Here is a 25174-nt window from a genome sequence, read left to right as displayed (position 1 = left end):
TCTTGCTGATTACTCTCCTTTGTATAGCTGCAGCACCGGTTTCCTGTCCACAGCGTCAATGGAGGAAGACCATTGCCAAAGTGACGGGTTCGTCCCGTCTTCCGGTATTGGTCTTGTATTTTTCGCGGGGGAAAGTGCAGGGCGTGTAGAACGGGGGGCACGCCCGCAGTCTTTAGCTCCAGACCGTTTCCTGTCCGTTTTCAAGCACATGAACCACGCCCTGGGGTTCCTTGAGGCTGAGGATCCCGGTGTCATCGAGGCCAAGAACGATACCCCGAATAACCTTGCCGATCTGGCCATGGGCCACTGCGATTGTCGGTCCCGTCAGGCCTGCAAGCCAGGCTCCGGCGCGCTCACGCATCTGCTGCAGTGTCTCGCCACCCGGTGCGCCAAAATACCATGTGTTGCCGGGCTTGCCGTTCATGTGTTCGGGATACTTCTCGAACATCTCGGGCCTTGTCAGGCCGCTCAGGCCGCCGACATCGATTTCGACGAGCAGGTCGGTTTCAACCGGCGAAAAGTCGAAGTTCTGCTGCAGGTACTGCGAGGTTTCCAGAGTTCGGCCCAAGGGGCTGACCATCTGGTCGTAACCTTCGGCTGATACCAGTTCGCGGGCGAGGATCTTTCCCAAGAGGGTCGCCTGCTCGCGCCCCTTTGCGGTCAGGGGAGAATCCAGCCGGCCTTGCGCACGGCCGATCAGGTTCCATTCTGTTTCGCCGTGGCGCATGAAGATGATTTTCGGATGGGTCATCGGATTGTCTTTTTAAGTGTCATGTCGGCGGTCCGTTCGGGTCGAACCGGTTTTACAGGGGGGGAACTGGGCGGGCAGCAGTCAGTGCTCCCGCCCGGCAGGCGTTTGATCTCAGGCTGCCGCCACTTCGTTGAGGAATGTCGTCACGGTCGACCGAATGCGTGCTGTCTGCTGGTTCAGATCGTCGGAGGCATTCAGAACATCGCTTGCGGATTTCCGGGTGTCCCCGATCGCGTCCGAAACGCTGGACATGTCTTCGACGACCGCCATGGTTCGATTGGAGGCGAGGGCGGCATTCCGCGCGATTTCGTTTGTTGCGTAGCCCTGCTGCTCAACGGGAGCGGCAATCGCGCTGGTGCACTCCGAGACGTCCTGCATTATCGCGACGATCTCGCCGATGGCCGTAACCGTTTCCGATGCGGACGCCTGCATGGCCGCAATCTGCGAGGCGATTTCGTTTGTCGCTCTTGCGGTCTGAGTTGCCAGCGACTTGACCTCTGCCGCCACAACGGCAAAGCCCTTGCCGGCTTCCCCGGCACGAGCCGCCTCGATGGTGGCGTTGAGCGCCAACAGGTTGGTTTGTTCGGCGATCTCGGAGATCAGGGAAACAACGCCTTCGATGCTTTGTGCGGTTTCCGCCAGGCCGGTAATCTTGCTGCTGGTCCGGTTGGCGTTATCCGCGGCGTTGCTGACGATCTGGCTCGACGTTTCCACCTGCCGGGCGATCTCGGCGATCGAGGCAGCCATCTCGTCGGTGGCAGCCGCGACGGCCTGAACGTTGCCGGAGGCTTCGTTCGAGGAACCGGTGGCGTTGCCGGTGAGGGAAGATGCCGTTTCGGCAATCACCGTCATGGACTGGGCAGTGTCCTGCATCTGTCCGGCATTTTCGGACAGGCTCTTCAGGACGTCCTGAATGTCATTGCGGAACCCGGCCACCAGCCTGTCTATATGCTGTTGGCGCTCCTCACTGGCCAACTGGCTTTGCATCCGTTCTTCGCCTAGGCGGCGGTTTTCCAGCAGGCTGTCACGGAAAATCAGGAGTGCCTGACGGAGCTGCCCAACCTCGTCGCGCGTGACCGCACCGTCGATCGTGAAATCGACTTCGCCGTCAGCCAGACGACGGGTCGCAGCTGTCAGAACGGACACGGGGCGGGCAACGGTGAACCAGAGTGCAACTGCCGCGGCAATGCCGAACACCAGCCCGATCGCGGACACCGCCAACAGGATGAGTGTCGACCTTGCTTCCGTACTGGCGGCACTGGTTTCCAGCCTTTCGTTGAGCGCGGAAATGCCTTCGGCAAACTTTGTCTCGGCAGTGTCGGCAGCTGCAAGCGCAACCCGGAAATCAGCCATGGCCGAAGACAGTTTCCCAAAGGCGCTGCCCAGGGTTTCGATTGCGGTGCGCGCTGCGACCGCATCGGCTCCCGTCAGCATGGTGGACAAAACCTGTTCCTGTTGCATCTGCAGGGCCGCGATGCTGTCGAGCACCGCCTTGCGGGTAAGATCCGACCGGTTGACCTGGAACTGCCAGAACGCATCTGACAACACCCGGGCTTCGGCAGCAAAGTCGTCGCCGGCCTTGGCTTCGGCAACAGCGGAGCGGGCAAGTCCCTCGATCGCCAGCATGTCGCCGTGGGCCGTCTTGAAGGCGCGGCCAAGGTCATTGCGCACGGCATCGGTCAGTCCGGCAAGGCTGTCAAAGCCCCTGGTCAGGGCGTCTCTCCTGGACAGGGCCTGAGACGGATCCTTCTGGACGGCGGAGAGCAGGGCGCGCATAGCGTTGGCGCCTTCGGCAAGGTCACGCGCGGGCTGCAGGTTTTCCGCCACGGTTGCGGATGACGTCAGCTTTCGGATCAGGAGATAGTACTTGCCGAAGGACTTGCTGACGGCCTTCATGTGAGCCGCGTCCGGATGTCGAAACAGGGTCTCCAGATCCAGCTTGAGTTGCATGGAATGGGCGCTGGCAAGTGTTGCTGCCTGGGCGAGTTCACTGGCTGCTTCCCCGCTTGTTCTCAACGATTGCAGCTCGTCGACCAGCTTCTGTTCGCGTTTGGCTGCCGCATGGGCAACGCTGTGGCCGATCGCCATCAAGTTTTCCAGGGACGTCATCATCTGCAGGCGTTTGCGTTCGATTTCTTCCTCGGAGGCAACCAGGGTGTCGAAAGCAGTCGAGAATGCCGCAATGTTGCCGGTCGCCGAGGCAACGTCTTCTCCGCCTGCTTGCAGAACGGACAGCGTCGCGGAGATGTCGGTCATGCTGTCCTTCACCACGGAGACGTCATCCGGATTGCCGGATTCGACGTAACGCGCTTTCAGGCGGTTCAGCTGGGCCATGGACATCAGGGCAGAGCCCGTTGTCTGGGAGGTTTGAATTGCCCCGCCCATCTGGCGGGTCGCGACATAGCCGACGACCGCAACGGACATTGTAAGCAGAACGGAAACAGCCATGCAGATGGCGAGTTTCATCGATATCGGAAGATTGCCGGCGGCTCTCATGTTTCCCCCATGAATCGAGTTTCAGTGGTTCACTGAACTCCATGCCGCCACAGGAGTAATCCGGGAAAGCTAGGTGGTAGTTGTTACCAAACTATTTATGACCAGGTCAGTTTTATCGGTGAGGCAAGTGCCTAGCCAAAGTTGACTAATATCACCGAGCATCGGAACCTTCTTTGAACCGCCGAATTGCTTGAAAGGCAGTGCGATTTTCTTCGCGGTGCGAGACCTGTATCGCGATTCCGATATCAAAAACTTGACCTTGCGTCATATTGGCAAGTGTTACTGCGAAAGATGGCCCGTGAACTGACGCTCACGGGCCCCGGCGCCCGAACCTTGGGCTTTCAGCTCCTCCCGGCCGGCAGTGGCGGCCGCCCGCAGGGAGAAGGGTGAGAGGAGGTTGGGCCGGGCACCGGATCTGAATGGCGTGAAGACACCTGCACCGGGCAGGAGGCCGGCACGATCCCGTGCAGGCCTGATGCCGAAAAACGTCAGAGCAACACGGCGTTCCGGGTGTTGACGCTCATCTTCACTTCCATGCCGGGTTCGTACCAGTCGACACCGCCCACATGTTTCTGATCGATGATCAGCTCACTGCCTGCTGCTTCCACCAGGTAGCGCGTCTGGCTGCCGAGAAATTCCCGGTGCTTGACCTTGCCCGTAATCAGGTCCGGGTGGTTCTGGTCGGTGACGATTTCGATGTTCTGCGGCCGCAGCACGAGCGAAGAACCGTCGGGGCTGCCTGCACCGAGATGAAGCACTTCGCCGGAGGCAATCTTGAAGGTATTTACGCCGTCGCCACGCTGAAGTGTGCCGTCGATGATGTTTGCGGTTCCCAGGAATTTTGCCACAAACAGATTTGCCGGCGTGTCGTAGAGTTCCTGCGGCGTGCCCATCTGCTGGATGACACCGCCGTCGAGCACGGCCATTCGGTCGGCGGTGGTGTTGGCCTCTTCCTGGTCGTGGGTGACGAAGATGGTCGTCAGGCCCAGCTTCCTCTGAAGGGACAAAAGTTCCCGGCGCATCTGGATGCGCAGGCTGGCGTCAAGGTTCGACAGCGGCTCGTCGAGCAACAGGACATCCGGCTCGACGACGACGGTACGGGCAAGAGCCACGCGCTGCTGCTGGCCGCCGGAAAGCTGGGAAGGCATGCGGTCGGCGAGATGCAGGAGGCCGACGAGTTCCAGCGCCGATTCCACACGGGTACCGATGTCCTTGCGCGCGACTTTCCGCTCCTCAAGGCCGAAGGCGACGTTGGCACGAACCGACATGTGAGGCCACAGGGCATAGGACTGGAACACCATGCCGACATTGCGTTTCCAGGGCGGAAGCTTGGCAATGTCGCGGCCTCCGATGAGAATGCGTCCTCTGGGTGTCGGACCGAAGCCTGCAATGGCACGCAGGAGGGTGGACTTGCCGGAGCCGGACGGGCCAAGGAAGGCGTAGAATTCACCCGGTTCGATGGTCATGTTGACGCCGCGCAGGACTTCGGTGGTGCCGAAGGAGAGATGCAGGTCCTCGATCCGTATTTCGACTGCTTTTCTGGTCATTGGAAGTGTTTCCTCGAAATTGAACGCTCAGTGGGATGCGCGGACTTCGGCCTTGCGGGCCCGGTCCTTCTCGATGATGCGGTTCGACAGGTATGTCCCCAGGCCGACGATCACGACGGCGAGGATGCCGAGTGCCGCGCCGGCACCCCGGCCGGACGGACTTTGCATGTAGAGGTAGATCCCGTAGGAGAGCGGAGCGTCGTCGCTGGTGGAAACCAGCATGATGGTTGCCGACAGTTCGACTGCGGCAGTGGCAAAGCTGGTGACGAAACCGGCGAGGATCCCCCCGGCCATCAGCGGAACGACGATCCTGCGGATGGAGCGGCCCTTGGAGGCGCCGAGGTTTTCCGCTGCTTCCTCAAGCGACAGGCTGACCTGCTGAAGCGCGGCCATGCAGGCCCTGAGCGCATAGGGCAGGCGGCGCACGGTCAGGGCGATCACGATGATGACCCACCAGGACGCCAGCGGCTTGCCGATGACCGGCACCTCGAAGCTGTGGAACAGGCGCAGGTAGCCGATGCCGAGCACGACGCCGGGTACGGCAAGCGCGGCGGTCGCCATGTAGTCGAGCATCTTGCGGCCCTTGATGCCGGTTCGCAGCACGATGTAGGCGATTGCCGTTCCCAGGATGATGTCGAAGCCGGCGGCAAGGCCTGCATAGATCAGTGTGTTGACCACATATTGCAGGGACTGTTCGAACACGGTGGCGAAGTTGGCCAGCGTGTAGCCGTCCGGCAGCGGGCTGAACGACCAGATCGTGCCGAACGCAAGCAGCGTCAGGCCGAAATGCGGCGACAGAACCAGAAGCAGGATGAAGACGACGACGCCATAGGCAACGATCTTCTCGCCGCGCGACAGGTCGCGCCGCGCAAGGCCGCCACCGCCCTTTTGAACCGTGGCGTAATCCTTGCCCCGCATGAACAGGAAGGATGCCCACAGCGAAAAGACCGAGAAGGCCACCAGGATGAAGGAAATGACGTAGCCCATCGGATCGCTGATGCCGACGGAGGAAATGCGCAGATAGGCCTGGGGGGCCAGCATGTTGTTGACGTTGAGCAGCAACGGGGTGCCGAGATCGTCAAAGACCTTGATGAACACCAGCGCGGCGCCGGCAATGTAACCGGGCATGGCGAGCGGGAACACGATCCGGCGGAACAGGCGAAGGCCCGTGCAGCCGAGGTTCTGCGCCGATTCTTCCATTGCCTTGTCGATGTTGCGGAGCGACGCCGACAGGTTGATCAGGATGAACGGGAAATAGTGCAGGGACTGGACGAAGATGACGCCGTTCAGACCTTCCATGAACGGGATCTTGAAGCCAAGGTATTGCGACAGCAGAAGGTTGACCGTGCCGTTGCGGCCGAACAGGAGCTGCATCGCGATGGCGCCGACGAAGGGCGGCATGATCAGCGGGATGACGCCGATGCTCTGGATCAGCGCGCTTCCACCGAAGTTGAAACGGGTGGTGATATAGGCCAGCGGCAGGGCGATAACCGTTGCCACGACCACGGACATCGCCGAGACGTAGAAGGAGTTCACAAAGGAACTGCGGAACAGCGACGAGCGGAAGAAATCGCCGAAATTCTGGAGCGTCAGGGCTCCTGTGTGGGGATCCTGAAAGGCGACATAGGTCACTTTCAGGACGGGAAGGATGAGAAACGCCAGCAGGAAGATGGCGATCGCGACGCCCGCAATTGCGGTGCCGGACAGCTCGGGAAATATGCGCCACTGCCTTGCAGGCGCAGTCGCTGCATTGCTCGTAGTCATCGGCTATGAACTCCGGGGAAGAGGCCGCACCTTCCCTGTTCCGGGCGGTGCGGCAAGTTCGACGTGATGTTGTTTTTGGTTTTCCGTCAGAGGCTGGCGGCTTTTTCCGCCAGAGCCTTGGCCTTTGCGTAGTTCTCGACCACGAAGGCATCCCACTGCTGCTCGACTTCCGCCTGGCGGCCCTCGATGACGTCGCTTTCCTTCTTGCGTTTCTGCTGGAAGACGGCGGCGAAGGAGGGGTCGAGACTTTCTTCCTCGGTGATGGGGGTAGCGTCGATGAGTGCGCGTGCTTCAGCGATCAGTGCCTTGGCTTCCGCATTGTCCTTGTCGGCAAGCGCAATCTCGGCAAGCTGCACGGCCCTGACGGCTTCACGCAGCTCAGTCAGACGGTAGGTGACCATGACGTCGAACAGGGAATTGACGACGTTGTAGCGCTTTTCCGAGCGGTCGGCGTCGAAGTTGACCGATGCCTTCACATCGTCGCCTTCGAAGGGGTTCGGAATGCCGTCCGGTGCGGTCGCGTAAGCGGCCGGGTTGACCGGCAGACGCATGATGGCCGGATCGAACAGGACCTGCTGGCCTTCCGGCGACAGCACGAACTCGATGAACGCCTTGGCACCTTCCGGGTTCGGAGCGTTTTTCACGACACCGATGTTGGCAGGCACAACGGCAGTGACCGACGGATAGGCGAAGTCGACCGGGAAGCCGGACGCGCGCGACGAGAAGCCGAAGAAGTCGATAACGACGCCGAGGCCGAAGTTGCCCGAGTTGACGCCATCCGGCACACCGAAGCTGCGCTCGGTGACCGTGTTCATGTTACCGGAAATCCACTTCCAGTCGGCCCAGCCCTTTTCCCAGCCGGCGCCCTGCAGAAGCGTTTCGACCGTCAGGTGCGTGGTGCCGGAGCGGGACGGTGCGGACATGCCGACATGACCGAAATATTCCGGCTTGGCCAGGTCTTCCCATTCCTTTGCCGGTGCCAGCTCGTTGGCCTGCAGGTAGCGGGTGTTCCACATGATGCCGTAACCGGATGCGGCAAAACCGTAATAGAAGCCGTCGGGATCATTGATCGGGTACGTGCCGATCTTTTCCGGAATGCCTTCGGCGTTGATTTCGACCTTGGCAAGCAGGTCGTTGCCCTTCAGCACTTCGAACGCATCGGGGGCGGATGCCCACATCAGGTCGGACGTGTTGTTTCCGGCGGTTTCCTGAATGTATTTGACGGCTGCGGATGTTCCCTTGCTCAGGATCTCCAGCTCGTAGTCCAGGTTGGATGCAGCAAAGGCGGCTTCGAATGCATCGGTCAGTTCCTTCGGAAAGGATGTCACGACGACCACCTTGTCGGCAGCATTCGCCACGCCGGCAGACACCAGCAGTCCCAGTGCCGTCAGGCCCAGTAATTTCCTCATTGGATTATGTCTCCTCCATTCTGACGCAAGGGGGTGATCCAGCCCCTTGTTCGTTCAGCGAAGAAACGCTATCACTGGCGAAATTTTCGAGTCAAATTATTGAATTTATTGGTATTTTTGTGTCAAAATTGACACGTTCAACGTGTCGATCATGACCCGTCTTCCTCCGCAAGGCCGCAGCTTTTCAGGCGCAGGTAAAGTCTCTTGCGCGGGATACCGAGCAGTTCGGCGGCTTCTGCCTTGCGGCCACCGGTCTGTAGCAGAGCGTTCTGCAAGAGCTCGGTTTCGAAGGCGGTCATGGCTGCCTCATAGCCTGTGGAGACCTCAATTGGTTGGCCGCTGCCTATCTGCAGGTCAGCCTCCAGGCCGATGACAAGCCGTGCAGCGATGTTGCGAATTTCGCGAACATTGCCGGGCCAGTCATAGGTGAGGAACTGCTTTTTCTGGCGCTGCGACAGTTTCGGAAGCGGCAGGCCGTGGTTTTCCGAGGCCTGATCCAGAAGGTGTTCCATCAGTTCGATGACATCCCCGCCGCGTTCACGCACCGGCGGGAGGGACAGGGTTGCCACATTCATCCGGTGATAGAGATCGCCCCGCAGGCGGCCATCGTGAACGAGGGCGGCAGGATTGGTCTTCACGCCGGCGATGACGCGGATGTCGACCGGGACGGCATCGCTGCCGCCCAGCCTTGTGATCTTGCGCTCTTCCAGTACACGCAGAAACCGCGTCTGCAGCGCATTGGGCATGGAATCAAGTTCGTCCAGATAGAGTGTTCCGCCCTGCGCCCGTTCGATCCGCCCCGGGAAGGAGCCGTTTTCGGTTTCGAAGCCGAACAGTTCGCGGTCGATGTCCATCTCCGTGACGGCACCGCAGTTGATCGTCACAAGCGGTCCCGGCGCGCGCGGGGACAGTTGATGCAGACAGCGTGCGGTCAGGTCCTTGCCGGTGCCGGTTTCGCCGTGCAGAAGCACATCGACATTCAGCGGGCCGATGCGCGAAATCGTCGACCGCAGGTCAGCCATGACCTGCGAACTGCCGATTAACTCACCCTGAGGATCGCGGATGCGCTGAACCTTGCGCCGCAGCGCCAGGTTTTCGAGTTGCAGCCTGCGCTTTTCAAGTGCCCGGCGGGCCGTGTCGATCAGGTGTTGCGGTTCGGTGGATTTCTCGATGAAGTCATAGGCGTTGTGCTTCATCGCCTGGATCGCGGTCTTTACGTCGCCGTGTGCCGTAATGACGATGAAGGGGACCTGGGGGGCATTTTCCTGGATCAGGCGCAGAAACTCCATGCCGGTTCTGCCGGGCATGCGAATATCGCTGATGACGATGCCGTTCCAGTTGGGCTGGATCTGCTCGGCAATCACATTGGCGTTGGCGTAGCAACGCACGCTGAACCCGGCGAGCTCGAGCGTTTCCTGCATTGCTTCCAGCAGATCCGCATCATCGTCGACCAGAACGATTTCGCCCGTTTCAAACCGAGTGCTCAAGCTGCCCCACCTTGTTCTGTGCCGCGCATGGCAGCCTCAGCTGAACGGTTACGCCACCCTGGTCGTTTTCCGCAAGTTCCAGATGCCCGTCCATGTCCTGCATGATGTTGAAGGAGATGGTCAATCCAAGACCGAGACCCTTGCCGACTTCCTTGGTGGTCACGAACGGGTCGGTCAGCTGCGTTGCCGATTGCCCCTGAAGGCCGATGCCGTTGTCGGCGATCAGGATGGTCGCGTCACCGCCGGTTTGCTCTGCCTCGACGCGGATTTCACCGCCGCCTGCCGCTTTCATATCGATGGCGTCGACCGAGTTGCCGATGACGTTGATCAGGACCTGTTCCAGCAACACGGGATCCGCGCGGAGGGTTAGCTTGCCGGCAGCGTCGGAGACATTGAGCGCGACGCTGCTTTCCTCCAGGCGCCGCTCGAACAGCGATACGACAGGTTCCAGGGCCTGTTCCAGCGTCAGGTCCTTGACCGCGTAGTCCGAACGGCGGGCTATGCCGTTCAGGTGCTTGATGACGCGCGACATCCGCTCGGCAAGGTTTTCAACGACGTCGACCTTGGCTTCGACCGCTTCGCTCTTGCCCTTGGCAAGCAGCAGTCGAAGGTTGTGCAGGTGATGCTTCATGGCCGCGAGCGGCTGGTTCAGTTCGTGACTGATACCAGCAGACATCTGGCCGAGAGCCGCCAGCTTGCCGGCCTGAACAAGTTCGCGCTGGGTCTGCTTCAACTGGTCGAAGGCGCGTTTGCGCTCCACGATTTCCTTTTGCAGGTTTTCGTGGGTTCTGTTCAGTTCAACCACGGAGGATCTGAAGATCTCCGTTGCTGCCCCCATGCGGGCGATTTCGTCGTTGCCGCGTGTGGGGATCGGCGTAGAGAGATTGCCCTGAGCGATCTCGATCAGGGCTTCTGCCAGCCGGTGCAGTCGGGCAACGATCTGATTGCGGACATAAAACAGCAGAATGCCGGCGCAGATGACGCCGCAGATGACAGTTGCGACGGCCAGCAGCAGAGAGGCAATGCGCAGCCGTTCGGCTGCCTGATTGGTGAAGGTGAGGGCGGCAAGACGGCGTTCCCTGCCCAACTCGACCAGGGCTGCCTGAAGATCTGCGACGGCGGCCTGTGCTGTGCTGAGGTCGCCAAGTGCCTGTTGCTGCAGCTCGATCCGGTCACGCGATCCTGCAAAGACACCCGTTTCGTCATAGGCGAAGGCTTGCAGCCGCTCCAGCGAAGACACCAGCGTTTCGGTGTCGGCCTTTTGCGGGACCTCCGCCAGCATGCCCTGGAGGTTTTCAAGCGCGTCGAAATTCAGATCTTCAAGCTGCGCGAGTTTTTCCGCCGTGTCGACGTAAAGTGCCTGGAGCAGGAAGGTAATCGCCGTCGCCGTGCTTGACCCGATTGTCTGCATCTGTTCGCGAAGCAGGGTTTCCTGCCGGATGATCGCGGCAGCCGCTACCCGGTCGGTGCGCGACTGCGAGCGGACCATTTCGGACGACAGGCTGTCGATGTTGAAGGACAGGTCCTGAATGCGGGCAGCGACTTCGGTCTGGATATCGATCTGCAGCCAGCGCAGTTCCACCTGGTAGTGTTCCAGCGACCTGTTGATTGCCTGCAGATCCCGGGAGACCTGCAGGAAGGACCCGAGCTTGTCGCTCAAGGTTTCCTTCGCCTCGATTATCTTCGCGGTGTTTTTCGTATCGCTCAGGATGTTTGTTTCCAGAAGGCCCGAGATGCCCTGGCTTGCGGCTTCCACATCCTCGCGCATGGCTTCCGGTTCGCGTTCCCGGGTCTGCGCGGCAATCTCGGTCGCGATGACGGCCAGGCGCGTCGCATATTCGGAAAGTTCGGATGCCAAGGCGATTTCCGGAATGCTCTTTTCGGTGATCTCGCCAAAATCGCTGCGTGCCTGAGTGAAGAAGACCACGCCGATGGCCAGGATGATCCAGGTGATCGCGGCAATCGTGAGGATGGACAGCAGCAATCGAAACCATATCGTGCCGCGCCCGCGGTTTGCCGTCTCAGTCATTGACAGCCAGACCATTCCGGATGCTTGCCTCGAGCCCGGTCAGCATGGCATCGACTTCCGCCAGTTGCTCCCTGGCGGCAACGCGCCAGGTGGCAAGGCTCCATTCCTCGCCCGTTCCGACAAGCGAGTTCGCGCCTTCCTCCTGTGCGTCCCGGTAGCGTTCCGAGCGTACGGCATCGATCTCGGACACGGGAAGCTGATTGAGCTTCTTCTTAATCTTGATCAGCGAAGGAACGAGTTCGGGAGGCGCCTGACGGCTCAACGTTTCCAGGCGCCTCAACAGGTTTCTGCGTTGAACCAGATTTCTGGTGATGAAGATGTCGAACAGGTCGTTGACGGCCTGATACCGTGTTTCGGCAAGATTGGGGTCATAGGTGGACCAGCTGAATTTCAGCGCAGCCTGCACTTCCCTGGGGAACTGGTTCAGGGATTGTTCGCGAACAGTGGTGTCAACCGGGATCCTGCGGATGTCGGGCTGTGTCAGCAGTTCCTGCGCCGGTTTGCTCAACATGAAATCGATGAACAGGCCCGCCTCCTCATGGGCGGAACCGTGGTTGAGAACGGAAATCCGGGCAGGGGCCATCATGACCGGTTGACCATATTGAAAGCGGACGCCGTCGTCGGCTTCCGTGAGCGCGAGAAAATCGATCGACAGACCAACATCGAAGCGGCCGCGCTTGAGCCCCTCTATGACACTGAAACTACGGGCTGTGATGGTCTTGAGGTTCTGGGACAGGCCGAAGATATACTGCCAGCCCCGATCCCAACCGCGGTCCTGAAGGATGACTTCCAGCAGCATGTGCGTGGACCCTGACCGGGCAGGGTGGGACATGGCCAGCCTGTCCTGAAAGCGTGCGTCCAGCAGATCGTTCCAGCTTGTGGGCGGCCTGCCTTCAAAGTCTTCCATCCAGCACCAGCCGACACCGGAATAGGCGAAATCGACAAAGGTCTGGCTGCTGTCCTGTGAGCGTTCCCGCAGGCGGCCGAATTTCTCGAGAAGGGAAAAGGCCTCCGGCGATGACGACCAGAACAGGTCGAAGCCGCGCGGGTTGTCCAGCAGGATTTCCTCGACCGAGGCGACCGTGTTCTTGTTCAGGACGGTAACGTTGATCGCCGGGTACTTCTTCGAAAACGCATCGACGAAGGGCTTTGTGAAATAGTCCGGAAAGGACGTCAGGACACGAAGATCCCGCGCGTTTGCGGCAGTCAACAGCAGGAGTGTCGCCAGGCAGGACATCGCAATGACGGCCAGCATGACGGATATTTTCTGAAAACTGATTGCGCCTGACATCCCGGATTGCCTCATTTGGAGGCACCTTATATCAGAATTCCGAGCGTCGACGGAAATATGCACGGCGATGGTGCCAGACCCTTCCGGTTCCGCCGCGTGTTCGGCAACCTGAGCGGGACAAACCGGGCTAGCTGTCCATCTTGCAGGCGGCGCTGAAGGAATACCCGACGCCATAGACAGACTTGATGGGCGATTCCACCCCGGTCTGATCCTGGATCTTGCGCCTGAGGCGGCTGACGACGGCATCCAGATGCCGGTTGTCGAATTGGGTCTGGCGATTGGAGAGAAGCCGGGAAAGATCGTCCCGGGCGCAAGGAGCGCCGGAATTGGAGACCAGGGCTTCCAGAAAGATCCTTTCGGTTGCGGTCAACTTTATGGCGTCGCCGTCCGGCGGCAGAAGCTTCCAGGAGACATTGTCCAGCACCCATTCTGCCGTGCTGTTGCCTTCTGATGAAGCACCGGACAGTCTGCGTATGAGGCTCTGCACCGCAGCCAGTATTTCCCTGAGGCTGGTGTGCTTGACGAGATAGATGTCCGCGCCGCTGTCGAACCCGCGGACACGGCTTTCGCTGTCACCGTGTGCAGTCAGCATGATGATGCCGCAATTGATTTTCGCCCTCAGGTCACCTGCAAGGTCGAAGCCGTTTCCATCCGGCAGCGAGACATCCAGGATCACGACATCCGGTCGGTCGGCATCATCCAGCGCGGTCCACATTTCGGCCGCGCCGCCCGCGCCGCTGACCTGAAAGCCGTTGAGACGCATATAATCCAACAGGTCGGCGCGAAGAGCACTTTCGTCCTCCACGATCAAAATCCTGTTCATGCCGGTTCCTCCTCCTGCATGGTCTCAGAGTCCGCTGTCGCAAATCCGGGAAGCGGCAGGAAAACTCTGGCAATCGTGCCGCCGCCTTGTCTTGCACTCAAATCCAGATGTCCCTGGTGATAGCCGACGAGTTGCCGGCAAGAATGCAGGCCGAGCCCGCTGCCTCCGGTTCCGCCAGTGTTCGAGGCCCTGTAGAAACGATTGCCGATCTGCGCCAGGTCCCGATCCGGAATGCCGATCCCGCGGTCCTTCACTTCCAGAACGATATCACCGTTGTGGGCCCCTATCGTGATCTCGACCTCGGCGTCCTTTGGTGAGTATTTGAGCGCGTTGTCGACCAGATTGACGATCACCGTGCGGAGCATCTCGGTATCTCCCCGGTATGCCGGCATCGGCGCAACGGGATGAAGTCTGAGGCGTTCGCCAAGGCCGGCATGGTCGAAGTGCCGCTGAACGTCCTCATAAAGGGCCGGGAAATCCACCTGCTCGATCTTCAGCACACCTTCATCCTGCCGCTCGCTTGCAAGAAAACGATCGATCAGCATCGTCATGCGGGAAACGGCCTCGTCGATGCTTTTCAGACGTTGGGCGACAGCCTGCTGCGGTCGTTCCAGCATCAGGGTGAGCATGTCGCTAGCGTAGCGGATTGCTGCCAGGGGGGTGCGAAACTCATGGCTGACCATGCGCATCAACTGGCGCTGGTCCTGACGGGCGGCCTTCTCCCCTTCCAGACTGGCGGACAGTTCTCCCTCCAGACGCCGTCTCAATGTTACTTCGCGCGCAAGCGCAGCGTTTCGGTCGCGCAAATCCATGGACAGGCGCATGCCCACCATGAAGATCAGACAGAAGAAAAAGCCGACAATGAAGATGTGTCCCTGGAAGAAGTACCATGTGTTGATGTTGGTCATCACCGGATTGGCGACCGTCGATGGCTGAATATAGACGAGTGCGCTCTGCAGCAGACTTGCGGCGGAATATTCCCCAAGCAGGAAGATCATGATCCAGCGCAGGAAAGGGGGTTGGGAGCGGTCGCGGTAAAGCGTCCGGATCATCAGTGCCATCATCACCACCGTGAAGGCAGTGGAGGCATGAATGCGCAGGCCGAGGTCTGTCGGATCGTAGATAACTGCGAAGATCCAGAACAGGAGCTGTGCCGCGAGACAGAACGCGCTGATACCGACAAAACGGGGTTGTCCCAGGAAACGCGCCAGGCCGTCGGCCCACAGGACCAGGCCAAACTTGATCACCATGTTGTCCGTTACGACGCGAATGAGCGATGGGTCCGGACCGCGCTGCAAATAGAGAAACAATCCAATCGCAATGGCGAAGAAACCGGCCGCGATGACCTTCAGTTCATAGATCTGGCGCCAGACGAACCAGACGAGAAGCCAGGCAACTGACATGAAAGCGGTTGTCGCGAATTCCAGCAGCAACATGGTCTTGAGATCGAGCATGCGCTTGTGATGACGGAAGCGGCCTGCCTGTTCAAGTAACAGTTTCGAGGCCCTGATTGCGGCAGCTTCGATTTCAGGCAGGTGTCACCCAAAGGAAGCAAGTCTCGTCAGAATCTGTCAGAATTGATTAGTATTGGTAGGTGGAATTCGATCACTCGCCATCTGTATTTACACCAATGTTGACCGTCGTGGGCACAAGACGACGCAACAGCGGGAGTAATGATACAAATGGCGTCCAGGACCCGAAACACCGGCGTTTCAAGCGCAACGGTTGAGCCTGCCATTCCCTCCGGCTCAAACCGGACAGCCTCCCTTGCCGCATTTCTACTGCTGACGACAGCCCTTGTCCCCACCGCAGCCTTTTCAGGCGATGCCCTGCCGCAAGGGGGCAGTTTCACGCATGGCAACGGAACCATTACGCAAGGTGGTTCACGGGTTGATGTGAAGCAATCAAGCGATGCCGGTATCGTGAACTGGGGCAGCTTTTCCATCGGCTCCGGCAATCAGGTTCATTTCGACAACGGCGCCGGTGCCACGCTCAATCGGGTCACGGGCAATGTGCCGAGCCGTATCGATGGCAACCTCAGCGCGACGGGCAGCGTGTTTCTCGTCAATCCCGCCGGTGTTGCCGTTGGCAGTGGCGGGCTTGTGTCGACAGGTGGTTCGTTTGTCGCTTCGACGCAGGACGTTACCGACAGCGATTTTCTGAATGGCGGCGGCCTGACCTTTTCCGGCACGAGCGGTGCCGAAGTCGTAAATGCGGGCACTATCCGGTCTGCGCAGGGTGACATTGCACTGATTGCGCGCCGCGTTGAAAACCGTGGCACGCTTGAAGCGCCCAACGGCACCGCAGCCCTTGCCGCTGGCTACGAAGTCCTCATGAAAGACGTCGCCGATGCAGACGGCCTGTTGTCGGTCAAGCTTGGCGGAGCCGATACCGAAGCACTCAATTCCGGAACCATCGCGGCGGCCAACGCTGAAATCCGCGCGAATGGCGGCAATGTCTTTGCGCTGGCTGGAAACACGGATGGTGTCGTCAAGGCAACCGGTGTCAGCACTTCCAGTGGCCGGATATTCCTGACGGCGGGCAATACGGGCAAGGTCCAGGTCCGCGGCAAGCTCAAGTCGCGCAGACTGGCGGAGAACGTTCCGGTGCCGGGTGCAAAGCCGGCGACCGAGGGTGGCGCCATCACGGTGACGGGCGGAGAAATCACGATCACCGGTACGCTCGACGCCTCGGCGGAAGAAAGCGGCGTCAAGGGTGGTGAAATCGTGGTGTTTGCCGAGGACACGGCAAGTGTTTCCGGAACGTTGGGCGCCAGGGGTGGCGTGGGCGGTGAAGGCGGCTTTGTCGAAACGTCTGCCCGAAACACGATCGATTTTGCCGGCATCACGGTCGATACCTCGTCTGAAGGCGGTCAGACCGGTCTCTGGCTGATCGACCCGGTTGACCTGACGGTCGATGCGGCGGCGGCTGCAACGATCTCTTCCAACCTCGCCAGCAACAACGTCAGCCTGCAGACCACCAACTCGTCTGCAAGCGGTCCGGGCAACCAGAGTGCGGGCGACGGCAACATCACCATCAATTCCGGCATCACCTGGACGAGCACAAACACACTCACGCTCAACGCCTATAACGACATCGCGATCAATGCGGCCATCGACGGCCAGAACGGTGGGCTGACCCTGCTGGCTTACGGTAACAGCGGCACGGCTGCTGTCGGCACGATCTCGACGGGAGCGGCCGGCGCGGTCGATGTCGACATTTTCGCTCTCACAAGGGGTGTCTGGGATCAGGTCGGCGCGGGCCTGCCAGACTTTGCCACGAACGCACTGAGTGTTGGATTCGGCACTTTCATCCGGGCGCAGGGTGGCGATGGCACTTTTTCCAACCCCTATGCGCTATTTGACGTTTACGGCCTGCAAGGGATAACGACCCATGACAGTCGTGGTGGCGGGTCCGGCGATATCAGTCTCTACTATGAACTTGCGAACGATATCGACGCGTCGACGACATCATCTTGGAATAACGGTGCTGGCTTTGACCCCGTTTCCTTTTCCGGAAGTCTGGATGGCAAGGGACATACGATAGACGGCCTCTATATCAATCGGCCGTCCGAAAGCAATGTCGCACTCATAAGCTATTGGCAAGACAACTATTTCACTTCCGGACGTGACCTGGAGATAAAGGACATTTCGCTCACGAACGCGTCTGTTACCGGTGACAGCCAGACGGCAATTCTGGTCGGCGACACAGGCGGTGGGAACTATCACGGTCACAACATGTCGAATGTGACTGTCAGTGGAACCGTTCAGTCGGATTCCTGGGGCGCAGGCGTCGTGGCCAGGTATTACGGCAACATCGACCAGTCGACCATGACCAATGTTCATGCCGATGTTTCCGTCACGACGACGGATGGGGGCAGTGCTACCGGCGGCCTCATCGCAATTATGGGTGAAGGGCTGATAATATCGAATTCCAGCTCGACAGGATCGATAACCGGAGGGCAGGTCGGTGGTCTTGTCGGCACCACAGACGACAACGACAACAGGATCGAAAATTCCTATTCGACGGCGACAGTCACCTCGTCAGGGAGCTTTCGGGAGGCTGGTGGACTGGTTGGGTACGCGGAAGACCTTACGATCTCGAACTCGTATTTTGCCGGTCAGGTGCTCGGTACAAACGGCGCCGCGGCTGGAGGGCTCATCGGTACGGCCGACAGGAACACGGTCATTGAGAACTCCTTTGTTACGGGTCTCGTAGAGGCTGAAGGGTATGCAGCCGCATTGGTCGCTGAAGTCTCCGACTCAAGCGTTTCAATAACCGACTCGGCCTGGGATACTGAAACGACCGGACAAACCGAGGTGATCGGTTACTCGGCTCCCTATACCGCTACCGTGACCAACACGAGCGGCCTGACCACTTCTCAGATGCAGGGATCCCTGACCCTGGGCAGCTTTACCCTGGACAGCAGCATCTGGGGCACTGGCAGCGGACTTTTCCCTTATTTCAAGTGGGAGTATGCCGCCACACCCGAGGCGGTCTCAGGCATGGCCTACAGTGACGCGGGCACGACAGCCCAATCCGGAGCAAATGTCAGCGCGCTTTCCGGCGGCAATCTTGTCGGCAGTGCTGTGACCGGGGCAAACGGGTATTATTACATCCTGACCACGGCCGGGTCGCTCAATTCCGCCGGGGCACTGGCCTATCTGGACGGTGAAAGCACCAAAGCGGCGACTTTCGCCGACACAGTAACGTCGACCGGCGTCTCCGGAGCCGATATCTGGGGCAATGCCTTCAACGTCAATACCGGTGCAGCGGCCACGACGGACGTGGTCACCGCTCTGGACACGACCATCGGCGCGTTCAGCGACACCGATCTCAACTTCCTGCGCATCACGTCGGCGGTTGTGCGAACCGACCAGAATGGCAACAGTCTCGACTTCAATTTGAATGCGACGTCCAACTTCAATCTCGACAACAATCTTTACGCCGGTGGCAACCTGACTGTTGCAACGAATGGCACATTTTCGGTCGGCGACAGCAACGCCATCCTGTGGGCCCATGACGGTGACCTGACAGTGAACGGCGATGTCGCGTGGTCTAACAGCAACCAGCTTTCTCTCTACGTCGACGCCAGCAACGCCTCCATCAAGATCAACGGCTCCGTCACCGCGGCGAACGGCAAGCTGCGTGTGGACCAGACGAGCAGCGCCACGAATGTCACTTCAACGGCGACGGGTGATATCCATGTCGACGATTTCGAGTCCGATACCGCCTGGCTGCAGGTCGGCAGCAGTTTGCCGGACTTTTATGCCCGGGACTTCGATATCCAGGGCGGTCATTTTGTGCGTGCGCTTGGTGGTGATGGATCGCAGGCCAACCCGTACCAGATCTTCGATGTCTACAGTCTTCAGGGCATACAGTCGGGTTCCGGAACCACGCCGGTAAACTATGTGCTGACCCGGGATATCGACGCTTCGGGAACAGCGGCATGGAACGGTGGTTCCGGCTTTGCGTCGACAAGCCTTCGTGGCAATTTCGACGGTGGCGGCTATACGATCGACGGCCTGACCTCGACAGGTAACTTCAACACGATCGGGTTGTTTGGCGTCGTTAGAGCCGATGGTCAGGATATCTCCATTCATGATCTAAAACTGACGAACGTCAACATCGCGGGAGGGATCGGTGTTGGCGGGCTGATCGGCAATGCCGTTGGTGGCAAGGTCTCGGTATCGGATGTTTTGGTTGGCGGCACGGTGACAGGTGCAGGTAATGTCGGCGGCGTTGCCGGACGAATGGCGTCGGAGTATTCCGTTACCGACACACATTCCTCGGCGGATGTCACCACCACGGCCTATGCTGCCGGTGGCCTTATCGGTGACGGCCAGACTTCTGATGCATCGCAGGTTACCCGTTCGTCCGCTTCCGGCAACGTCAGTGGCCGTTATGACATCGGTGGACTGATGGGCCGGGCGTCGAATGTTGACGTTTCCAGATCTCATGCCAGCGGAACTGTCACGCTCCTTGCCGATAACACGGGTGGTACCACCACACCATATGGCGCAGGCGGTCTCATCGGCTACATTGGTTCGGGTTCGGTCGATCTCTCCTATGCGACCGGAACGGTGCAAAGTTCCGACAGCATCGCGTCGCGTCTCGGTGGGCTGGTTGCCCACTCCCTCGGAGCGCCTATCACACGGTCCTTTGCGACTGGCGACGTGATCCACACCGGCAGCACGGCAGGCGGGCTCGTTGGCCTGACGGTCAGCAGCATTTCCGACAGCTACGCCACCGGGGACGTTTCTGGTACCAATGAGATCGGCGGCCTTGTCGGGCGGATGCTTGACGGGTCGTCCGTTACCCGTTCCTACGCAACCGGTGCCGTCTCCGCGAGTTTGAACGGCGGCGGCCTGGTCGGCACAATGGACGCAGGTACGATCACGCTCACCAACAGTGTCTGGGATACACAGACTACCGGGCTGAACAATGCAGTCGGCAATCAGCTTGGCGGTTCGGTCACCAATGTTTCCGGTGTGACCGGCAGTGCCATGCAGCAGCTCGACACGTTCGTTTCAGCCGGTTTTGGAATTGACGACCAGGGCGGCACGGCGAACACCTGGCGCATCTACGAGGGGCAGACGACCCCGCTCCTGCGAGGTTTCCTGACCGCAATTACGGTGACGGGTGACGACAAGTCGAAAGTATATGACGGAACGGTCTATTCCGGCGGGTTCACCTATGCCTTGTCGTCTGCCGGAGCGAGTCTCCTCGGAAGTTTCGATGGCGGTGCCGCCGTCACGGCAACCGCGGCCGGAAGTTATGCCATTGGGAACAGCTTCTATTCGCATCAGTTCGGCTACGACATTGTCAGCGTCGATGGCACGTTGACGATCACAAGTCCTTCCGAAACGTCTGGTTCTTCCGGCAGCGGACAGTCCTCCATCGATCCCCGCCAGCAGGTGCTGGAGCGCAACCGGTTGCAGAACCCGGATGCCGACGAGGCACTTGAAGACAACCCCTCTGCCTGCGAGCCGGGCGTCGTCGGCGGCGAAGGTGCCGTTCACCCCTGCAACCGCTCGTTCGGTCGCTGGCTCAGTGCGGCGGCAGAGTAGTCCGGCATGACAAGACATACGATAACTGCGGCCCTGGTGGCCGGTCTTGCGCTCGTTTCCGAAGGTTCATTCGCCCAGCAAGCTCTTGAGAGAAACCTGCCTGCTGCCGAACCCGGAGAGCCGGTCTCGCTGGACGTCGCCCCCCAGGACTTCGGTGCCACCGACAGGTCACCACTCGGCGTTGACCTGGCCGGCGTTTATCTGATCGGTCAGTCCGACGATGTGGCAGGCCGAGCTCCAAAGGGCATCGGCGGTCCGGCGGCTGCTTTCGATCAGGCCGCACTGGATGCCGTGCTGTCGGAGTATCTCGGCAAGCCGCTTTCCCTCGCCCTTGCGGGGGAAATCCAGGCTGCCATAGCCCGCGTTTACAAGGATGCCGGCTATCCGTTCGTATCCGTTACCCTGCCACCGCAGGAAATAACCGGCGGGGTGCTGCAGGTCAGGGTGATCGAGTTCAAGTCGGGCAACGTGACGGTTCAGGGGCTCGACGAGCGCGACGCCGAGGAGATCCGCGCAAGGCTGCGGATCAACCCCGGTGGGCGCATTGATGCGCGCGCACTGGAAGAGGATCTCGGCTGGTTGAACCGCTCCCCCTACAGGCGGGCGGGTGGGGTCTTTCGCCCGGGCGAGGATGCTGCGCTCAGCGACCTCGAAGTCACGATCGATGAAGGCAGGCCCTGGCAGGTGTTTGCAGGGTGGTCCAATTCCGGATCGCAGGACACAGGGCGCGACCGGTATTTTCTGGGTGGCAATGCGCGTCTTCCCTTTTCGGGCGGCTCTTGGCTTTCCTACCAGATGACGGCCAGTGACGACCTCTGGAGCGATCCGGGAATTGTCATTCCGCGTGAAGGCGACTACCCCTCCTATGTGTCCCATGCAGGTAGGCTCACCATTCCGACGTGGGCCCGGCAAAGTCTTGAAATCGCACCGGCATTGGTTGCGTCGCGCGAGACGCCGAACCGTTTTTTCGACTTTGAAAACACCACCTACGAATTGCCGATCATCTACAGGTCTGCCGTCTCTAATCTCCTGCCGGGGCGCTATTGGGGGGATATCTACACGGGCGTCGAGCTGAAACGTCTGGAGCGGACAACCTTCTTCAATGGCGTCGCGGTTGCCGACGGTGCCGCGGATCTGTTCCAGATGGTGCTTGGCTGGAGCAATTCGTTCGATGACCGTCTTGGCCGCACGGCAGTGGATGTCAGGGTGAAGGCCAATCCGGGAGGTGTTCTTCAGGGAAATGCGGCAACCACCTGGCAAACCTTTACCAACGGGCGTGTCCAGTCGGTCGACTATGCGTATCTTGCGGCAGACATCAGCCGCACAACGTCTCTTCCGAACAGGTTCTTCTGGGTAAGCGCCCTCTCGGGCACGCTCGCCGGGCAGGTGCTGCCGGATACGGAGCGGATCTCGCTTGGTGGGCGGTATGCAGTGCGTGGCTATAACTACGATGATGCCAGCGTGGACAGCGGTGTCATCTGGCGGAACGAATTGCGTCTGCCGTCCTTCTCGCCGCTTGCCGGCAACTTGCCTGAAAGCTGGCCGCAATCACTGACAAACGACAGTCTGTCGGCCTATCTGTTTGCCGATATCGGCTTCGGGATCGATCACGCCACAGACGACAATGCGACGCTGTCCGGTGTTGGCGCCGGCTTCGACTATTCTCTTGGAGACAATCTGACGGCAAACCTGATCGCGGGCGTTGCCCTGCAGGACGCAGGAGAAACGGAAGCCGGGGACCTCAATCTGCAGGCCTCGATCACGGCGCGCTTCTGACGCTTCTCACGAGGCCAGGGCGCTTGCCGGTTCATATTGTGCTTTTGCCGCTTCCCTGGCGATCCAGTTCAGGTAACGGCCGTAGGTCGTGCCTGAAATCTCGCTCGCCAGGGCTTCGAGATCACCTCTTGAGATCCAGCCCTGGTAGAATGCGACCTCTTCAGGACAGGCAATCTTCAGGCGTTGGCGGGATTCCAGAGTCTGGATGAAGCAGGCTGCTTCCAGGAGCGATTCCGGCGTTCCCGCATCCAGCCAGGCATAACCCCGGCCCAGCATCTGGACGCTGAGGTCACCGCTTTCCAGATAGGCCCTGTTGATGTCGGTGATTTCAAGTTCGCCGCGGGCGGATGGGGTGAGGGTCCGGGCGATGTCGACAACCCTGGCATCGTAGAAATAGAGGCCGGTCACCGCCCAGTCCGATTGCGGGGCAACCGGTTTTTCAACGATTGAGGCAGCCTTGCCAGCGCTGTCGAAGCCGACAACGCCGTATCGTTCGGGATCATGAACCTGATAGGCGAATATGGTTGCGCCGGTCTCGTTTCGCCGGGCCGCCAGCATTTTTTCCGACAGGCCGGTGCCATGGAAAATGTTGTCACCCAGAATGAGGGCCGACGGTTCCCCGCCCAGAAAGTCTTCCGCGATCAGGAATGCCTGGGCGATGCCTGCAGGGTGCTTCTGGATAGCGTAGGACAGGTTCAGGCCCCAGCGGTTTCCCTTGCCGAGGACGCGCTGGAACGCGCTCAGGTCCCGCGGTGTGCAGATGATCAGAATGTCTCGAATGCCGGCGAGCATAAGCGTGGTCAGCGGGTAGTAGATCATCGGTTTGTCGTAGACGGGCAGAAGCTGCTTCGAGCTTGCCAGCGTCATGGGATAAAGGCGGGACCCGGCGCCGCCGGCAAGAACAATTCCCTTCATACCCGGTTCCACTCCGTCACCACGTTGCGCCTTCCGGCGACTGGTCCAAGGCGGGGCTGCCGTTGCGCCGAACGGTTCGGCAGCTTGCTCAAGAGCGCCTGCAGGCGCAGGACGCAGGCTGACAACTCGTATCTGGCTACAACGGTCCGGCGTGCCGCCCGGCGCATGGCTTGCCGGTCTGCCGGAGACTGCAACGCCGAACAAACTTCGGTAGCGATTGCCTTCGTATCCCAGAAATCGACGAGCCTGCCGTTGACCCCGTCTCGAACGACTTCCTGAACCGGAGCGGTTTTGGACGCGATGACAGGTGCCTCGCAGGCCATGGCTTCGAGAAATGACCAGGACAGCACGAACGGGTAGGTCAGATAGACATGGGCTGCAGAGACCTGAAACAGGCTCAGGAGATCCTTGTGCGGGATCTGTCCCAGAAAGTGGATCCGATCAGGTGGAAGGTCGGTTTCCTGAAGAAGCCGGTTGCGCCATGTGTCGCCACGAGACGGTGCGCGTCCGTAGCTGACGCCGTCGCCCCCGGCAACAACGAACCTGGCTTCCGGATTTTCGCGGGCGACCAGTGCTGCCGCCTGCATGAATTGCGGAAAGCCGCGGTAGGGTTCCAGGTCACGTGCCGCGAAGGTGACCACCGGATCGCCCGCGGTCAGGTGTCTGCCGTCCGGCAGGCGAAATCCGGCCATCGCGTCGGGGCGAGCCCGGGTCGTGTCGATACCTTCATGCTGCACGAGGATCTTTGCCCGGTATTCTGCGGGATAGCGGCTCTTCTGCCAGGCCGTCGGGCTGATGCCGGCATCGAGCTGGTCCAGAGTGGACAGCTGGATGGCGTTGCGGAGCCTCATGGTCTGGCGCTGCTGCAGCGACATCTCGTCGGAAGGTGCAAACCCGACGTCTCCGCCCTGCGGCTGGAAGTAATATTCGCAGAAACCGATGGCAGGTACATCCGGCAGGGCATCCTTGACGAACATCATGCCGCCCCAACCGATATGTCCCATAACAATGTCGGGCTTGTGGCCGTTCAGGTCCAGCTTGTGCAGGATATCGGCAACCTTGCGGCCCGCCTCGATGTAGGGAACGGATGGCCGTCCACCTGCGCTGGCCGCCTGCCGGGTGTCACCGGCATAGCGCAGCACACGCAGGCCCGGCACCGGCCGGTCCAGGGATTCGCATATGAGCGTGGCAGTCCAGCCATCGGCGATCAGACGTCGGGCAAGATGAACGAACTGCCCGGGCCCATGCCGGTGCACGAACACGATATGCATGTGCCAAACCTTCGATCAGAAACGGGTGCCGTCCAGACGCAAGGGGGATTGTTGAAGGTCCGTTGCCCACAGGACTTCAAGCTTGCGCAGCAGTGCGAATGTTTCCTCGAGAGCCTTCAGGTCCTGTTCGGATCGCACGATCTGGTCCTGATTGACCTCGTCGGCTGCCTTCACGGCTCTGCAAAGCATCTTTCCCTTGTCGGTCAGACGGATACGGGCTGAGCGCCGGTCCCGTGCCGAAGCCGTTCGGTCGACGTAGCCGGACTGGACAAGTTGCTTGAGGCTGTAGGACGCATTCGATCCGAGATAGTGACCGCGGTCCATCAGATCCCGCACGGACAGGTCGTCGTCACCGATGGTGAAAAGCAACATGGCATGGGCGGGAGAGATGTCGTCCGCGCCTATTCGGATCAGATCGACGCGGAGGCGGTCAAGGTAGCGCCGATACATTCGTTCGATGACTCTTACGAGTTCGAAATGGTTCGCTTGCGACGCCGGAGCCGCGATCCTTTCCCTTTCCCCGTATGCTGAATGATTGATGGATT

15 protein-coding genes are annotated in these 25174 nt (G+C 60.1%); 2 read left to right on the top strand and 13 right to left on the bottom strand.

Annotated features, from left to right (window positions below; translation table 11 throughout):
* Positions 1-172: 172 nt before the first annotated feature.
* From ACVDG9_RS19895 to ACVDG9_RS19850, 10 genes are all read right to left on the bottom strand, one after another.
* A complete protein-coding gene (locus tag ACVDG9_RS19895; protein ID WP_023003301.1) occupies positions 173-751 on the bottom strand; it encodes a histidine phosphatase family protein in 579 nt (192 codons plus the stop codon).
* Between the two features lie 111 nt (positions 752-862).
* Positions 863-3247, bottom strand: coding sequence for a methyl-accepting chemotaxis protein (locus ACVDG9_RS19890; protein WP_447238778.1), 2385 nt, complete (start codon positions 3245-3247; stop codon positions 863-865).
* A 488-nt stretch (positions 3248-3735) separates the two neighbouring features.
* Entirely contained in the window at positions 3736-4794 is a 1059-nt protein-coding gene (locus ACVDG9_RS19885; RefSeq protein ID WP_447238777.1) for an ABC transporter ATP-binding protein, read from the bottom strand.
* Between the two features lie 27 nt (positions 4795-4821).
* On the bottom strand, positions 4822-6558 hold the full coding sequence (locus ACVDG9_RS19880; RefSeq protein WP_055656025.1) for an ABC transporter permease: 1737 nt from the start codon (positions 6556-6558) through the stop codon (positions 4822-4824).
* Between the two features lie 86 nt (positions 6559-6644).
* Positions 6645-7967: an ABC transporter substrate-binding protein gene (locus ACVDG9_RS19875; protein ID WP_055656022.1), complete on the bottom strand. Its 1323-nt coding sequence runs from the start codon at positions 7965-7967 to the stop codon at positions 6645-6647.
* 149 nt (positions 7968-8116) lie between these two features.
* A complete protein-coding gene (locus tag ACVDG9_RS19870) occupies positions 8117-9454 on the bottom strand; it encodes a sigma-54-dependent transcriptional regulator (protein ID WP_075282369.1) in 1338 nt (445 codons plus the stop codon).
* Positions 9438-11483 (bottom strand): ATP-binding protein, encoded by a 2046-nt coding sequence (locus tag ACVDG9_RS19865; RefSeq protein WP_447238776.1) that lies wholly within the window; start codon positions 11481-11483, stop codon positions 9438-9440. The genes ACVDG9_RS19870 and ACVDG9_RS19865 overlap by 17 nt, the downstream gene beginning before the upstream one ends.
* Positions 11476-12774 carry an ABC transporter substrate-binding protein gene (locus tag ACVDG9_RS19860; RefSeq protein ID WP_023003314.1) on the bottom strand — a complete coding sequence of 433 codons (1299 nt, stop codon included), beginning with the start codon at positions 12772-12774 and terminating at the stop codon, positions 11476-11478. Before ACVDG9_RS19860 ends, ACVDG9_RS19865 begins: the two co-directional genes overlap by 8 nt.
* 127 nt (positions 12775-12901) lie before the next feature.
* Positions 12902-13597, bottom strand: a complete 696-nt coding sequence (locus ACVDG9_RS19855) for a response regulator transcription factor (RefSeq protein WP_152505720.1) — start codon at positions 13595-13597, stop codon at positions 12902-12904.
* Positions 13594-15051 (bottom strand): sensor histidine kinase, encoded by a 1458-nt coding sequence (locus ACVDG9_RS19850; protein WP_447238775.1) that lies wholly within the window; start codon positions 15049-15051, stop codon positions 13594-13596. The genes ACVDG9_RS19855 and ACVDG9_RS19850 overlap by 4 nt, the downstream gene beginning before the upstream one ends.
* Positions 15052-15279: 228 nt before the next feature.
* On the opposite strand from ACVDG9_RS19850, the gene ACVDG9_RS19845 reads away from it, so the two are divergent.
* Positions 15280-20667, top strand: coding sequence for a beta strand repeat-containing protein (locus tag ACVDG9_RS19845; RefSeq protein ID WP_447238774.1), 5388 nt, complete (start codon positions 15280-15282; stop codon positions 20665-20667).
* Between the two features lie 6 nt (positions 20668-20673).
* Positions 20674-22443, top strand: a complete 1770-nt coding sequence (locus ACVDG9_RS19840; protein ID WP_447238773.1) for a ShlB/FhaC/HecB family hemolysin secretion/activation protein — start codon at positions 20674-20676, stop codon at positions 22441-22443.
* Positions 22444-22449: 6 nt separating this feature from the next.
* Here ACVDG9_RS19840 and rfbA read toward each other — a convergent pair whose 3' ends face one another.
* The 3 genes from rfbA to ACVDG9_RS19825 are packed head-to-tail and all read right to left on the bottom strand — an operon-like array spanning position 22450 to position 25079.
* On the bottom strand, positions 22450-23358 hold the full coding sequence (rfbA, locus tag ACVDG9_RS19835) for a glucose-1-phosphate thymidylyltransferase RfbA (RefSeq protein WP_447238772.1): 909 nt from the start codon (positions 23356-23358) through the stop codon (positions 22450-22452).
* Positions 23355-24629 (bottom strand): glycosyltransferase, encoded by a 1275-nt coding sequence (locus ACVDG9_RS19830; RefSeq protein WP_447238771.1) that lies wholly within the window; start codon positions 24627-24629, stop codon positions 23355-23357. The genes rfbA and ACVDG9_RS19830 overlap by 4 nt, the downstream gene beginning before the upstream one ends.
* 15 nt (positions 24630-24644) lie before the next feature.
* Complete coding sequence (locus ACVDG9_RS19825) at positions 24645-25079, bottom strand: MarR family transcriptional regulator (RefSeq protein ID WP_228148025.1); 435 nt, start codon at positions 25077-25079, stop codon at positions 24645-24647.
* Between the last annotated feature and the right edge of the window lie 95 nt (positions 25080-25174).

It is taken from the genome of Roseibium sp. RP-7, assembly GCF_053005225.1.
This window is presented reverse-complemented; position numbering and strand designations above follow the sequence as displayed.

Excerpts from the sequence above, each read along its gene's own strand:
- ACVDG9_RS19895 (WP_023003301.1), bottom strand. The coding sequence starts at position 751 with ATGACCCATCCGAAAATCATCTTCATGCGCCACGGCGAAACAGAATGG.
- ACVDG9_RS19890 (WP_447238778.1), bottom strand. The coding sequence starts at position 3,247 with ATGAGAGCCGCCGGCAATCTTCCGATATCGATGAAACTCGCCATCTGC.
- ACVDG9_RS19885 (WP_447238777.1), bottom strand. The coding sequence starts at position 4,794 with ATGACCAGAAAAGCAGTCGAAATACGGATCGAGGACCTGCATCTCTCC.
- ACVDG9_RS19880 (WP_055656025.1), bottom strand. The coding sequence starts at position 6,558 with ATGACTACGAGCAATGCAGCGACTGCGCCTGCAAGGCAGTGGCGCATA.
- ACVDG9_RS19875 (WP_055656022.1), bottom strand. The coding sequence starts at position 7,967 with ATGAGGAAATTACTGGGCCTGACGGCACTGGGACTGCTGGTGTCTGCC.
- ACVDG9_RS19865 (WP_447238776.1), bottom strand. The coding sequence starts at position 11,483 with ATGACTGAGACGGCAAACCGCGGGCGCGGCACGATATGGTTTCGATTG.
- ACVDG9_RS19860 (WP_023003314.1), bottom strand. The coding sequence starts at position 12,774 with ATGTCAGGCGCAATCAGTTTTCAGAAAATATCCGTCATGCTGGCCGTC.
- ACVDG9_RS19855 (WP_152505720.1), bottom strand. The coding sequence starts at position 13,597 with ATGAACAGGATTTTGATCGTGGAGGACGAAAGTGCTCTTCGCGCCGAC.
- ACVDG9_RS19850 (WP_447238775.1), bottom strand. The coding sequence starts at position 15,051 with ATGCTCGATCTCAAGACCATGTTGCTGCTGGAATTCGCGACAACCGCT.
- ACVDG9_RS19845 (WP_447238774.1), top strand. The coding sequence starts at position 15,280 with ATGGCGTCCAGGACCCGAAACACCGGCGTTTCAAGCGCAACGGTTGAG.
- ACVDG9_RS19840 (WP_447238773.1), top strand. The coding sequence starts at position 20,674 with ATGACAAGACATACGATAACTGCGGCCCTGGTGGCCGGTCTTGCGCTC.
- rfbA (WP_447238772.1), bottom strand. The coding sequence starts at position 23,358 with ATGAAGGGAATTGTTCTTGCCGGCGGCGCCGGGTCCCGCCTTTATCCC.
- ACVDG9_RS19830 (WP_447238771.1), bottom strand. The coding sequence starts at position 24,629 with ATGCATATCGTGTTCGTGCACCGGCATGGGCCCGGGCAGTTCGTTCAT.
- ACVDG9_RS19825 (WP_228148025.1), bottom strand. The coding sequence starts at position 25,079 with ATGTATCGGCGCTACCTTGACCGCCTCCGCGTCGATCTGATCCGAATA.